Below are 13,313 nucleotides of genomic sequence, written 5' to 3' on the forward strand. Positions count from 1 at the left end.
CTGTTCATAGGTATATATGTAGGGTATGTATTTAAGATTGCATGACTTTACTTTGGCATACGAAGTCTGTTTTGGGAACATTTGTACTGCTTATTGCTCCAAAACCTCCGGCTATTTCAGTAAAGTTTCTGTACCCGCGAGCCTGAAGGATTGATGCTGCCATCATACTTCTGTATCCGCCGGCACAATGTAAAAAGAAATGTTCCTTTGGATTAACGTCTTTTATCCAGTCATTTATATATGCGAGAGGTCTGTTAAATGCATCTTCCACATGCTCAGCTGCATATTCGCTTTCTCTTCTTATATCAACAACTTTGTCCTTTCCGATTCTCACTTCATGGGCAAACTGTTCTGCGGTGATACGGTCAACAACATCAGCCTCTTTTCCTGCTTCCAGCCATGCCTTAAAACCACCTTTCAAATGACCAATTACATGATCAAATCCAACACGGCTTAAACGGGTCACTGCTTCCTCTTCCATACCTTCATCCGTTACCAAAAGTATAGGCTGTTTTACATCAACGATCAGTGCACCAACCCATGGAGCGAAATCACCACCCAAACCAATATTTATTGATTGCGGAATAAATCCACGGTAGAATATCATATTATCTCTGGTATCCAGGATCAGGGCATCGGTAGTTTCAGCTGCAACTTCAAATTCATCAGGACTTAAAGCTTTCATGCCATGACTAAGGACTGTTTCAAAGCTTTCATATCCTTTTTTGTTCATTGCCACATTCAGGCCAAAATATGCTGGCGGCGGAAGCAAACCTTCTGTTACCGCTTTGATGAATGATTCTCTATCCGGCTGATTTAAGGCATAGTTAACGCGCTTCTGATTTCCCAGAGTATCAACTGTTTCCTTCATCATATTTTTACCGCACGCACTGCCAGCTCCATGTGCAGGATAAACGATCACATCATCAGATAATGGCATGATCTTATTCATCAGGCTATCATAAAGCAAGCCTGCAAGTTCATCCTGAGTCATATGTGCTGCTTTCTGAGCAAGATCAGGGCGACCAACATCTCCTAAAAACAGGGTGTCTCCACTAAAAATACAATAGTCTTTACCGCTTTCATCTTTTAACAAAAAGGTGGTACTTTCCATGGTATGACCAGGAGTATGCAAAACTTTGATGCTTATGTCACCAATCTTAAATTCCTGTCCATCAGTTGCAGAGATGCAATCAAACTCACAGGCAGCATTCGGACCATAAACGATCGGAGCACCGGTTTCTTTACTAAGATCTACATGCCCGCTGACAAAATCAGCATGGAAATGAGTTTCAAAAATATATTTTAATTTAACCCCATCTTTGTTAAGTCTGCTCAAATATGGCTCAACTTCACGAAGAGGGTCTATTATGGCAGCTTCGCCATTGCTGGTGATGTAATATGCACCTTGTGCCAAACATCCGGTATAAATCTGTTCTACATTCATATTCATTAATTTAACAATACAAAAATCGGGATTATTCCGGCCTAAGTTTGTAACATTTGTTGCAAAAAAAAGCTGCCAAAATTAATTTGGCAGCTTTTTAACACTAAACTTGAAAACCCTTTATTATGAAACTAATGGTTCCCCTTTATTCACCCACTCATTTATACCGCCTGAATAATTAGCGATATTATTGAAGCCATTTTTAACCAGGATTGAATAAGCAATTGCTGCTCTGTCGCCACCCTGACAATGAATTACTACTTTTTTGTCTTTACTTATTTTATCTAAATTTTGAGGAAGCGTACCAACAAATACATTGTCAGCATTTGCAATATGCCCTGAGTTATATTCTGAAACACCTCTTAGATCAACAATCTGAACATCTTCTTTCATCAGCTCTTTAGCCTCATCAATAGAGATCACATTGGCTTTTTCCAGTTTTCCACCGCCTTCAGTCCAAACAGAAGTTGAAGGAACATAACCATAGATATTATCCAAACCGATACGCATCAGTTTTCTTGTCAGGTCATCCAGCTGAGATTCATCAGCCAGGATGATGAACTGCTCATCATATTTTAAAAACCATCCTGCCCAGGTAGCAAATGAATTATTTCCCTGAATATTCATTGTACCAGGAATAAATCCTGCGGCAAACTCAACTTTATCCCGTGCATCAAGTACTTTCATACCTTTTGCCATAGCATCTTTCAGCTCTGCAGCACTTAGTTTTTTTAATGCCGGTACTTCAGTTAACAATGGACGATCCACTTTATTCAGCTTTTTCATCATTGCAAAATACTTTGGTGGCTCCGGCTGATCGGCCAGAAGATATTGAACAAAGCCTTTCTCATCATTCTCATAATGAAATGCCCAGTTTCTTACCTTTTCATATCCAACAGTTGTACTTGGAACCGCACCTAAGGCTTTGCCGCATGCAGATCCTGCACCATGACCCGGCCAAACCTGAATATAATCAGGAAGCGATGAAAATCTATTGATCGACTTGTACATTTGTTTTGCACCAGCGTCCATAGTTCCGACCATCCCTGCTGCTTTTTCCAGTAAATCAGGACGGCCAATGTCTCCAACAAAGACAAAGTCACCTGTAAACAGCATCACTGGTTCTTTGGTAGCAGGATTATCAGTCAATAGAAAACTAATACTCTCAGGAGTATGACCAGGTGTATGTAATACTTCCATGGTCAGGTTACCTATCTTCACCTCATCTCCGTCTTTTAAACCATGATGTTCAAATTCATACTCCCATCCCGGACCACCTTCATCAGACAAGAACATTTCTGCTCCAGTTAGCTTTGCAAGCTCACGTGAACCAGCAAGAAAATCAGCATGAATGTGAGTTTCGAAGATATGTGTGATCTTCATATTATTTGCCTTGGCGATCTCGATGTAGGTATCCACATCACGTTTCGGATCTATAACTGCCGCTACTCCAGCTCTCTGACAACCGATAAAATAACTTGCCTGTGCAAGGCTCTTATCATAAATGTGTTGAAAAAACATAATTTTTAGTTTAGTGTTTAAATGATAATTAGTCAATTCCTGAATTTCCGGTATTTCTTAACCATCTGAAATTCCTTCATATGGTATATCCTTCAATTCTTATACAAATGTCCGGAGATTTATTTCCGGGGATGGTAACATTGGTTACAAAAGAAACTTGGGGATCATTATTTTTTTTGCAAAACAACAAACATTTCGGTTCCTGCTCTTTTAGCAAATGAATTATAACAGGATTCAAAAACCTGCAAATCAAAATCATTTTCAAACAGTAACTTATATTCTTCTTTTGATCCGCCAAAGGGCGGCCCAGCCTGCTCAAACTCTTTAACAAATAATACACCCGCAAGTTTGCCGCCTTTTTTCAATAGATTCTTCATCTGCTCAACATAGCTTTTGCGTAAACCCGGATCCAGGGCACAAAAAAAAGTTTGTTCGAGAATCAGATCATATTCACCCTCTTGACTAAAGAAATCACCCAGAATAATTTTAATGTGTGGTTCAGATTTAAATTTCGCTTTTAATCTTTCCACAAGATCCGGGGCAATATCGATCAGACTCACATTTGTAAAACCCATTTTGAGCAGATACTCTGCCTCATAGGAATTACCGCATCCTGGTATCAGGATCTTAATATCTTTGTTTGTGAGCTGATCAATATATGCTTTCAAAGGTGGTGAAACCTGACCCAGGTCCCAACCAGTAGTATTGGCAATATATTGATCATTCCAAAAACTCTGACCGAGTTCCTTTGGAGTACTTCCATCAAGATTCTGTTTATTTTCCATATTAATGTCCTCCACCTGAAGAAGGGAAGAATAGCTCTTTAACGAAAATATAAATGCCCATTACAAGTACAAACCACCCGAACGACTTCTTAAGTTTATCACCGCTAATTTTCTTTGAAAGGTATATTCCAATGAAAATTCCTATGCCTGCAAGACCGGTAAAGGTTCCCAATAGCTTCCAGTCAATAACTTGTGCACCCTGCAGATCACCTATAAAACCAATGAGAGATTTTGCAGCTATAATAAAAAGTGAAGTTCCTACAGCCAGCTTCATTGGCATTCGTGCTAAAATAACGAGGGCAGGAATTATCAAGAATCCTCCACCTGCACCAACCAAACCAGTAAGCAAACCAACTACAGAACCTTCTAATAAGATCAGGGGATAATTATATTGAAGAGGTTTATCTTCATCATTATCGGACTCTTTTCCTGGCCTGATCATGCTCACAGAGGCTAGTATCATAACGATGGCAAAAAGCACCATGATACCTATTGATTTTGTAATGACCAAAGAGCCTATTGAAAATAACTCAGCAGGAATCAAGGGTACCAGCCACATACGGGTAATGTATACTGCAGCAATGGAAGGAATTCCAAAAATAAACACTGTTTTAAAGTCGGCTCTTTTTTGTAATGCACTTTGCACGCCACCCACCAGGGCAGTTGATCCTACTATAAATAATGAGTAAGCTGTTGCCAATATCGGGTTCACTCCCATTATATAGACCAGAATTGGCACGGTAAGAATAGAACCACCGCTGCCGATCAGGCCGAGGGAAACACCAACAAGTACAGCGAGAACATAACCTAATATTTCCATAATGTTTTTTTATTTGCATACAAAGGTCTCATAAGCAAAAAGGAATTATGGTTACAAAAGTTACACATAGAAATGATAATAAGCTAAAAATACGGGTCAGAGAATTTTATTCAAGAGAAACACCAATCAAAGTTCCAATTCCATAAGTTATGGCTGCTGCTGCCAGGCCAAAAAAGACCTGCCTGGCACCAGAATACCAGATTGTCTTCCCCGTGAACAGTGTAATAGCCGCACCAATAAAAAATAAACCCAGAGCGCTGAGCAATGCACTAAATAATACCGCGCTTATGCCCGTCAGGAAGAAAAATGGAATAACCGGAATGATCGCTCCTACTGCAAAAAGTATAAAAGAGGTGATAGCTGCTTCCATTGCTGATCCTTTCAGATCTTCAGGGTTAATCCCCAATTCCTCCTTGATCAGCATGTCATGAGCTTGATCTTTGTTGGCTATGATCTCACTTGCCATTGTCCTGGCCTGAGCTTCAGGAATCCCCTTAGTCATATATATTAATGCGAGTTCCTTTTCTTCACCTTCGGGATTGGTTTCAAGTTCTTCCAATTCCAGTTGCATCTGGTTTTCGTAAAGTTCCTGTGAGCTTTTTACAGAAATCCATTCACCAAGAGCCATAGAAAGCGCTCCCGCTAAAAGGCCGGCAAGTCCGGTAAGTAACACTTCGCTTTGGCCACTGGTGGCCCCTGCAATACCCATTACCAGACTGAAATTTGATACTAATCCATCGTTCCCACCAAGTACCGCTGCCCGTAATGCATTCCCACCAACAGAGCGATGCCTTTTCTCAAATCTGGCCAGGTTTGAGCCTGATATTTCAGTATGATTATTTAATATATTTTTTAAGATAGTAACATGAGCAGTATCAGAAATTGAGTTTGCTGTTTTACTTTGCTTTCTTGCATTAACAATTGAAGAGGAAATACTTTTTTCGGTATCCAATACTACGCCCAGAACGTAATCATAACCAAATATTTTACCAATTAGTTTAAGTGTTTTGGCTCTGCCTGATGGTAATGGGAGGTGAGATGGATCCAGGTTATGTTTTGCCAGGAAGGCTAATGCATGACCATGCTCAATCGCACTCATCTCTGTAAAAACTTTGGCAACATTCGGATCTGGTTCATTTTCTGCCAGGATATTATACAGAAAGCCGGTATCAACCTCAGTCTGTACATTTTTTAAATTGATCATACATTCAGCGGTTTAAACAGAAAATTGGTGTTAAAGAAGCAATTTAATGAAAATAAAGCAGGAAAGCCCCGGGAACAAAAGTCAAATATTCTAATCCTGGCAAGTTCTGGTTGATGATGAACAAAGCTTATTTTTTCTTCTGGCTACCAATTCCATCAACAATAGTATCAACAAGAATATCAAAGTATTGTTCTGATTTGAAATCGCACATAGTAACTGACAAAGGTGAATTCAATCCCCGGAATGCAGCTATTGATGCGAATGAGCATTTCTCGATCATCTCTTCAGGTAATTCTCTGAATTCTCCGGATTGCACACCGCATTTCAAAATTTCCTTCATCATATCGATCTGGGTCTGATCATACTTCTGTTTGATCTGTAACATTTTTTTCAAGCCATTATGAATTTCTTCCTTTACAACCATGTTCAGGTTATGATATTCAAGAATGGATGATAAATTTGTTCCCAGAAAGGCCTTCATTTTTTGCTTTGCTGTGGTTTCTTTATTGATGGCAACTCTCACCTTCTGGATAAGGTTTTTCATTTCATCTTCCACAACGGCTTCAAAAATTTCGTTTTTACTGGGGAAGTAATAATACAATGTACTTTTCCCTTTTCCGGCAGCATCAGCAATTTCCTCCATTGTGGTTTTTTTTAAACCATGCCTGGAAAATAAGCGCTTAGCACCTTCCAAAATATCTTTTATGATTAATTCATCCTTCTGCATTCAGAAATCGTTTATCGACTAAAACATAAAAATAGTCTAATTTTTGCAAAATGAAAAATTTAATTGCAGAATAAAAATTGAAATCGCCTTATGTCTAAAGAATTACCGAATATATTCAGCATAAGTTGAAAAAAAATATCGTTGCAAATTTTACCGGTTCATGCCAGGAATTTATGTTTTTCAAGGAATAGAATAAATATAATCAACCTAAGGGCACATGAGGCTTATCAACTCTTCGACCATTTAGAATACTTGGTCTAACATTAACTATAGCCCCTATTTCATCTCAAAACAGCATGGCAGAAAAATCATCCAATTGTAAAGAATAAAAAACGGGAAAATCTATATCCTTTGACAATCAGGCCTTTGTAAATAATGAGTTTATTTCCAGAGAAAAAAGATTTCAGATTATAAACTTATAGACTACTTTTGAATTGTATTCGAAAAACAAATACTAAAAAACGTAAATTTTAAGAAAATGAAAAAGTTAATTTTATCAATCATTGCACTTAGCGGACTTACATTAGGAAGCTATGCACAAACAGAAAAAGGTAAATACATATTAGGAGGTACTGCATCCTATCAGTCTTCAAAATCTGATGCCGCTAATGCAAATGCTGCTGAAAACCTTTCTATCGTTCCGAATGTTGGATATTTCGTATCCGATAATTTTGCAATCGGAACAGGTGTTGGTTATACTTATTCCAAGACTGCTGAAGCAAGTGTTACCGGCATGAATCAGGCAGTAGTTGTTAGTCCTTTCGGCCGTTATTATGCCGGATTAAGCGATCAGTTTAAATTCTTCGGTCAGGCTTCAGTACCTATGGCTTTTGGAACAGTAAAGTCAGTTGATGCAAATGGTGATACAGGAGCAAAAGTTGGTTCTTCTACATCAGTTGGTGTTGATCTTTCTCCGGGCTTTGCTTACTTCCCAACTAAAAAAATCGGAATCGAATTGGCTTTAAGAGGAGTTTCCTACAATAGCTATAAAGTAAAAGATGGAAACGATAACGATGTAATAGGAGCAGGAAGAGAAGATTTCTCATTCGGAACCAATTTCTTCAGCCCAAGGATCGGCGTTCAGTTTCACTTCTAATTGATACTAAGTTTAAGGTAAAGGCGCACTGGAAAGTGCGCCTTTTTTGTTTACAACAAATTTATTTCAGCTTCGCCTGACTTAAATAACGCCTGGGAATTTCTGCCCCGGCCACATAGCTCAGTTTTCCGATCTTACACATTTGATAAATATTGATCCGGAAATCAGGGCAGGTACTCACAAAGCAATAAGCATCTGTTGGATCAAACCCATAAGAGTTGATCAGCCATTCCATCATATAAACTGTTGCCTGATGAACTGCTTCTTCGAGAGGGCGGTAAGCATGAATTGTGATGATTGATTCGGGAGTTTCAATCCGTATCCCGGGAGGTCTGCTACCCTTTATTACATCAAAGGACAATCGTACTGTAGCCTGGGTTTCAGCTGCTGTTCCGGTGTATTCCGTATCCCCCTGACTTGCGTGTACATCCCCCAGATAAAATAGTCCGCCTTCATGGTAGACAGGCAAAAAGACTTTATTTCCGGGCTTAAAGTCACGGATATCCAGATTCCCTCCCCAATCACCCTGTCCATCAAGACTGTTCAATACATCTCTGTCAGGAGCCACGCCCAAAGTACCTACAAATGGTGTTATTGGCCAGGAGATCTTATCATTGAAATGAAGAGTGCCATCCATTGTAGTTCCGCTTGCACCTGGAGTATGTTTAAATATTTTAGTGTGATATTCTGAGGAAAGTTCAGGCCAGCGTGATGATTCGCCGAGAGGCCCGCGTTTTGGACCAACCGCTATCCATGAGGTATTCTCAACCTCTATTTCATGAATATTTACGATCAGGGTATCGCCAGGTTCAAGTCCTTCGATATAAACCGGACCAGCAATAGGGTTTGCAAGCGGAGGATTACGATCAAAACCAGGACGATTGGCTGGAATGGCTTTATCAGCCGGACTTTTAAAAAAACCACTCCCTGCATCCCAGGTTTCAATTTCAAAACGCTCCCCGGTTTTGACCCTTAACAAGGGCTTGTCGGAATGATCAAAAGCAAATTTTCTGGCTTGCTCGCGCAAAATTTTTTTCATTTTTCAGCCTTTATATACCCTTAAATTAAGAGAAAATCAGGAGATTTCCGAGAGGAATTCCTTATAAAAAGGATTTTAAAATAAATGGCCTGAGACAAAAGCCTATAAAATAAATACGGCCATTTCCTGAAAACAGAAGATGGCCGTAAGCAAAATAGTATGAAATTAGTTTATCTTATTGCTTTTACGTCAGGTGTATTATCACGGTCGCCAGTAACTGTACCACCATTTGAAATATTGCCAAGCAGCAAAATTCCACATGCATGAGGAGACGCCATTGAAGTTCCACTAATGGTATTGTATCCACCTGATTTCCAGGTAGAACTAATACTAACACCAGGAGCGCTGTAATCAACAGGAGGATTTCCAAAGTTTGAGAAGGTTGCAAATACACCATTCACATCATATGCAGAGATGGTATAAACATTCGGAGCATTTACACTTGCAGGCGAATAGTTGGTTGCACTTTTTGCATCGTTACCTGCGGCAACTGCAAATTTAACTACAGCTGATGCTCTTAAAACCGCATCGTTCAATGCCTGGGAAAAAGCTCCACCTAAACTCATATTAGCCACATCGCCAGAAATTCCTTTTAAAGCAACATAATCAATACCAGCAATTACACCAGAAGTCGACCCACTACCTCTTGAATCTAATACTTTAACAGGAATCACTGTTGCACCGGCTGCAACTCCAACAACACCGATGGTATTGTTTAATGCAGCTACAGTACCGGCAACGTGAGTACCATGTCCATTACCATCATTAAAATTAGCATCCTTACCGGCAGTAAAGGCTGTAAAGCCTAAAGTACTACCTACGATCAGGTCAGGATGAGTAAGATCTATACCTGTATCAATGATCCATGCTCTTTTTCCTGTTCCACTCGCAGATCCGCCAATAGCATTAATTCCCCATGGAGTAGTCTGAGCCGGTGGTGTTGTACTACCTCCGCCACCACCTGGCCTTGCCTCTATGGTTATTGGCCAAAGGTTGATCTCCATATCGGCCTCAATATATTTTACATCCGGATCCTTTGCTAATTTAGCCGCAACTGCCGGACTGATAAAAGCAGAAAAACCCTGAATAGCCTTTGAATAAACAAATTCAAGATTTGATTCAGCAGCACTATTTCGTTTTAATAATCCCAATGCACGACCTCTTGATTTGACTTTATCTCCCAGAATTGTATTGTCATCCTTTAAAACAATTATGTATTTTGAAGGAATTGCTCTGCCCGTTGTTGAACCAAGTAAATTTTCTTTAACACTTCCATCAAGCTGGATTAAAGATCCTGAATTATCAAATTCAGTTTTAGAACAAGAGACTGTTAAAACAATAGCAGACAGATATAATAACTTCTTCATAATTTCACTATAGTTAATAATTATAAGAGAATAAATATAATTAACCTTTTTGAAAAAGTTCAATAATAAAAGATTGAATTTCAATAATTTAATTAATTATAAATAATATGTTGTTTATCTTAAATAATTGGTTGTTTGAAGATATAATCTGTCTGTATATTTTTGGTTTTCAAATGAATAAGAATTATCGTTTAAATTTCTTCATCGCATTTTTAACCGGCCTTCCGATCCAAACCTGCGGTGCCTTTAACTTTAATAATTCAGCGATAGTAGCTGCGGTATCGAAGGTCATGATGCTCTGCAATAATTCCTGATCTTTAATAATTCCCGGGCCTTTAATGATCCATGGAATCTGCATTTCATTCATACTGATCAGGCCATGACCCTTATTGATACCCCCATGATCTGCGGTAAATAGCACTACTGTGCTTTCGGCTATTCCGGCATCTTCAATGCTTTTTAAAATAGTTCCGATGTGGGCATCGGTCCGTTCAATTGCCGAATAATATTCGGGAGTTCCATGTCCAATCTTATGCCCGACGCTATCCACATCATGAAGATGAACAAAGAGAAAATTTGGTTTTTTTTCTTTGATATAATCACTTGCTGCCTTGGTAACCGCGATATCGCCATCAGCATTCTGATCCTTATTGACTGCCGCTTTGGGAAACAAATATCCTATGCCATCCCATTCATAAATAACACCTATCTCACTGTCAGGCTTTTCTTTACGAAGTTGAGAATACAGACTTGGAAACATTCCATAATCATCCACTACTCTGGGAGGCATATCCGGTTTTTTACTACCCCAAGTAGTATAACCATGAAGCTCCGGACCCGCCCCCATAACCATCGATGCCCAGTTTGCCGCACTCGATGAAGGCAAAACCGTCCTTGCTTGTAATGACCAGGAACCTTCCTTCATCATGGCCCTCAGATTTGGAATTTTAGCCTTTTCAAAAGCATAAGCACCAAATCCATCTGACCCGATCAATATCACATGCTTAATCTTCTGAGAAAAAACCTGTTCAGATACAAAAGAGATAAGGAATAAAAAAAACAAGGGCATGATAATCTTCTTCATGGATATTTTTTTAATAAACACTCATCCAAAATCAGGATTAAGTTTCAAAGCACAAAATATTTGAAGGTAATTTGAAATTAAAGAAAATCCATACTTTTAATAATTTCAGAAAAAAGAATCAAACATTTTAAAATCAGCGAAAACAATTATATTTAAATAATTCAATAATACTTCCTGAGGAAAATTCGATTGGTTTGAATAATAAAATACAAGAAGATTCATGAAAAAACAATTTTTATTAGTGATCCTGGCATGCTTTATTGCCATATCAGGAACAGCAAACGTACGACTTCCAAATATCCTTGGATCTCATATGGTTTTACAGCAAAAATCAACTGTTAAATTATGGGGCTGGGCATCACCTGGTGAGAAAATAAGTATTAAGGTAGGATGGGATAATACAACATATCAAACCCAGGCAACAAATGATGCCAAATGGATAACAGAAATTAAAACCCCAGAGGCCGGCGGATCATATTCGATCACTCTTCAGGGAAATAATACCATAATACTGGAGGACGTTTTAATTGGGGAAGTATGGGTATGCGGCGGACAAAGTAATATGGAATGGTCTGGTACTCAAAACTTACAGGAAAGTAAAGATGAAGCACCTAATGCGACCAATAATAAGATCCGGTTATTTTATGTGGCTAAATCAACTTCAGCATTTCCACAAGAGAATGCCGAAGGGAAATGGGTTGTTTGCTCACCTGAAGAAATGATTAAATTTAGTGCCATTGGCTATTTTTTCGGTAAAAATTTAAATCAAAAATTGAATACTCCAATTGGCTTGATCAATTCAAATTGGGGAGGTACTCCAGCCGAAACCTGGTCGCCGGAATATGTGATCAATAATGATAAAATCATTAAAAAAGGCTCCGAGCAATTAAGCGCTTCACAAGGCTGGCCTCATAAAACTGCACTGGCTTATAATGCCATGATCTACCCAATCACAAACTACTCCATAGCCGGAGCGATCTGGTATCAGGGTGAAAGCAATGTCAAAACCTATTATGCCTATGAGAAGTTATTTACAGGCATGATCGATGCATGGCGTCAGCAATGGAATAAAAATTTTCCTTTCTATTTTGTACAGATTGCACCCTTCTCCTATGGTTTTAAAAATGTTGGCGCACTTCTAAGGGAAACACAAACAAAATCTGCCCAGCACCCAAATACAGGAATGGTGGTGGTGACTGACCTTGTACCGGATACGACAAACATCCATCCGACATTAAAAATTGCAGTTGCTAAACGCTTATCAGACCTGGCATTGAACGAAACATATGGATTCACTGATATTGCTTGTCAAAGTCCGGTGTATTCGAATCATAATATCGAGAAGGATAAAATAAAAATTCAATTTTCAAATGCGTCGAATGGTTTGATGGTAAAGGGGGATAAGATCAGCAGTTTTGAAATTGCAGGTGAGGATAAAATATTCTTCCCAGCCCAGGCAAAAATTGAAGGAAACACTGTGGTCGTATCTAATAAAAACATAAAAAGCCCTGTAGCAGTTCGTTTTGCATTCAATAATACCGCGATTCTGAATTTATTTAATAAAGAAGGATTGCCTGTCAATTTATTCAGGACAGACGATTGGGAAATGGATACCAGCGCGATAAAAAAATAAAATATATCAGTGGTTAAACGGAATTTTTAACCTCTGTTATTCTCATAAACTATATTAACATTAAGCTCTTTGAACTTAAATGTGATCTATTTAACATGAACAAATCAAACAGAAGAAAATTTTTAAGTACTGCCGCTGCACTTACAGCGGGCACAGCTGCAAACGCCATGACAATAACTCCAAAATCTGAAAAATATGGCATTGCCCATCAAGTATATTTCTGGCTCAAAAGAATTGGATCTGAAGAAGACCGTCAGGAACTGATCAAGGGGATCAAAACATTAAAGAGCATTGAAACTGTTCGTGAAATGCACATCGGAATTGTTGCAAGCACAGAAAAGAGAAGTGTGATAGACACCAGCTGGAGTGTATCAGAGCTTTTGTACTTTGATAATGTTGGAGGACAGGCAGTTTACCAAACACACCCTATCCACCTGGAATTTGCAAAGAACTACGGTCATCTTTGGGAAAAAGTAGTGGTTTATGATTCTGCATTAATTTAACGTGAGTTCGATATAAGAAATCAGATTTTCAAGAATTATTTTTAGTTTATAACTATTTGATAATGAATAAGTAAGCATATTTTATTA

General features: G+C 38.6%; 12 protein-coding genes. 3 read left to right on the forward strand and 9 right to left on the reverse strand.

Annotated elements, in window-relative coordinates; translation table 11 throughout:
- Positions 1-31 precede the first annotated feature (31 nt).
- The 6 genes from BLR27_RS12990 to BLR27_RS13015 all read right to left on the reverse strand — a co-directional run bounded on the left by BLR27_RS12990 (position 32) and on the right by BLR27_RS13015 (position 6,504).
- Positions 32-1,447, reverse strand: a complete 1,416-nt coding sequence (locus BLR27_RS12990; RefSeq protein WP_090705561.1) for an MBL fold metallo-hydrolase — start codon at positions 1,445-1,447, stop codon at positions 32-34.
- A 123-nt stretch (positions 1,448-1,570) separates the two neighbouring features.
- Positions 1,571-2,968 (reverse strand): MBL fold metallo-hydrolase, encoded by a 1,398-nt coding sequence (locus tag BLR27_RS12995; protein ID WP_090705527.1) that lies wholly within the window; start codon positions 2,966-2,968, stop codon positions 1,571-1,573.
- Positions 2,969-3,135: 167 nt separating this feature from the next.
- The gene (locus tag BLR27_RS13000) at positions 3,136-3,753 is read right to left on the reverse strand and encodes a methyltransferase domain-containing protein (protein ID WP_090705529.1); all 618 of its coding nucleotides are present in this window, start codon (positions 3,751-3,753) and stop codon (positions 3,136-3,138) included.
- A 1-nt stretch (position 3,754) separates the two neighbouring features.
- Positions 3,755-4,573: a sulfite exporter TauE/SafE family protein gene (locus BLR27_RS13005; RefSeq protein ID WP_090705531.1), complete on the reverse strand. Its 819-nt coding sequence runs from the start codon at positions 4,571-4,573 to the stop codon at positions 3,755-3,757.
- Between the two features lie 106 nt (positions 4,574-4,679).
- Positions 4,680-5,777: a VIT1/CCC1 transporter family protein gene (locus tag BLR27_RS13010; protein ID WP_090705533.1), complete on the reverse strand. Its 1,098-nt coding sequence runs from the start codon at positions 5,775-5,777 to the stop codon at positions 4,680-4,682.
- Positions 5,778-5,904: 127 nt separating this feature from the next.
- On the reverse strand, positions 5,905-6,504 hold the full coding sequence (locus BLR27_RS13015; RefSeq protein WP_090705535.1) for a TetR/AcrR family transcriptional regulator: 600 nt from the start codon (positions 6,502-6,504) through the stop codon (positions 5,905-5,907).
- 478 nt (positions 6,505-6,982) lie between these two features.
- Between BLR27_RS13015 and BLR27_RS13020 the strand changes: the two genes are divergently transcribed.
- Positions 6,983-7,600, forward strand: coding sequence for an outer membrane beta-barrel protein (locus BLR27_RS13020; RefSeq protein ID WP_090705537.1), 618 nt, complete (start codon positions 6,983-6,985; stop codon positions 7,598-7,600).
- Between the two features lie 61 nt (positions 7,601-7,661).
- Here the strand turns inward: BLR27_RS13020 and BLR27_RS13025 are convergent, their stop codons facing one another.
- From BLR27_RS13025 to BLR27_RS13035, 3 genes are all read right to left on the reverse strand, one after another.
- The gene (locus tag BLR27_RS13025; RefSeq protein WP_090705539.1) at positions 7,662-8,639 is read right to left on the reverse strand and encodes an acetamidase/formamidase family protein; all 978 of its coding nucleotides are present in this window, start codon (positions 8,637-8,639) and stop codon (positions 7,662-7,664) included.
- Between the two features lie 170 nt (positions 8,640-8,809).
- Positions 8,810-10,006, reverse strand: coding sequence for a S8 family serine peptidase (locus BLR27_RS13030; RefSeq protein ID WP_090705563.1), 1,197 nt, complete (start codon positions 10,004-10,006; stop codon positions 8,810-8,812).
- Positions 10,007-10,190: 184 nt separating this feature from the next.
- Positions 10,191-11,090 carry an alkaline phosphatase gene (locus tag BLR27_RS13035; RefSeq protein ID WP_090705541.1) on the reverse strand — a complete coding sequence of 300 codons (900 nt, stop codon included), beginning with the start codon at positions 11,088-11,090 and terminating at the stop codon, positions 10,191-10,193.
- Positions 11,091-11,310: 220 nt separating this feature from the next.
- Between BLR27_RS13035 and BLR27_RS13040 the strand changes: the two genes are divergently transcribed.
- Complete coding sequence (locus BLR27_RS13040; protein ID WP_090705542.1) at positions 11,311-12,723, forward strand: sialate O-acetylesterase; 1,413 nt, start codon at positions 11,311-11,313, stop codon at positions 12,721-12,723.
- A 95-nt stretch (positions 12,724-12,818) separates the two neighbouring features.
- Positions 12,819-13,226, forward strand: coding sequence for a Dabb family protein (locus tag BLR27_RS13045; protein WP_090705544.1), 408 nt, complete (start codon positions 12,819-12,821; stop codon positions 13,224-13,226).
- Positions 13,227-13,313: the final 87 nt, after the last annotated feature.

Source organism: Daejeonella rubra (genome assembly GCF_900103545.1).
Classification (GTDB): Bacteria; Bacteroidota; Bacteroidia; order Sphingobacteriales; family Sphingobacteriaceae; genus Daejeonella; species Daejeonella rubra.

Excerpts from the sequence above, each read along its gene's own strand:
- BLR27_RS13015 (WP_090705535.1), bottom strand. The coding sequence starts at position 6,504 with ATGCAGAAGGATGAATTAATCATAAAAGATATTTTGGAAGGTGCTAAG.
- BLR27_RS12990 (WP_090705561.1), bottom strand. The coding sequence starts at position 1,447 with ATGAATGTAGAACAGATTTATACCGGATGTTTGGCACAAGGTGCATAT.
- BLR27_RS13035 (WP_090705541.1), bottom strand. The coding sequence starts at position 11,090 with ATGAAGAAGATTATCATGCCCTTGTTTTTTTTATTCCTTATCTCTTTT.
- BLR27_RS13005 (WP_090705531.1), bottom strand. The coding sequence starts at position 4,573 with ATGGAAATATTAGGTTATGTTCTCGCTGTACTTGTTGGTGTTTCCCTC.
- BLR27_RS12995 (WP_090705527.1), bottom strand. The coding sequence starts at position 2,968 with ATGTTTTTTCAACACATTTATGATAAGAGCCTTGCACAGGCAAGTTAT.
- BLR27_RS13000 (WP_090705529.1), bottom strand. The coding sequence starts at position 3,753 with ATGGAAAATAAACAGAATCTTGATGGAAGTACTCCAAAGGAACTCGGT.
- BLR27_RS13025 (WP_090705539.1), bottom strand. The coding sequence starts at position 8,639 with ATGAAAAAAATTTTGCGCGAGCAAGCCAGAAAATTTGCTTTTGATCAT.
- BLR27_RS13010 (WP_090705533.1), bottom strand. The coding sequence starts at position 5,777 with ATGATCAATTTAAAAAATGTACAGACTGAGGTTGATACCGGCTTTCTG.
- BLR27_RS13040 (WP_090705542.1), top strand. The coding sequence starts at position 11,311 with ATGAAAAAACAATTTTTATTAGTGATCCTGGCATGCTTTATTGCCATA.
- BLR27_RS13020 (WP_090705537.1), top strand. The coding sequence starts at position 6,983 with ATGAAAAAGTTAATTTTATCAATCATTGCACTTAGCGGACTTACATTA.
- BLR27_RS13045 (WP_090705544.1), top strand. The coding sequence starts at position 12,819 with ATGAACAAATCAAACAGAAGAAAATTTTTAAGTACTGCCGCTGCACTT.
- BLR27_RS13030 (WP_090705563.1), bottom strand. The coding sequence starts at position 10,006 with ATGAAGAAGTTATTATATCTGTCTGCTATTGTTTTAACAGTCTCTTGT.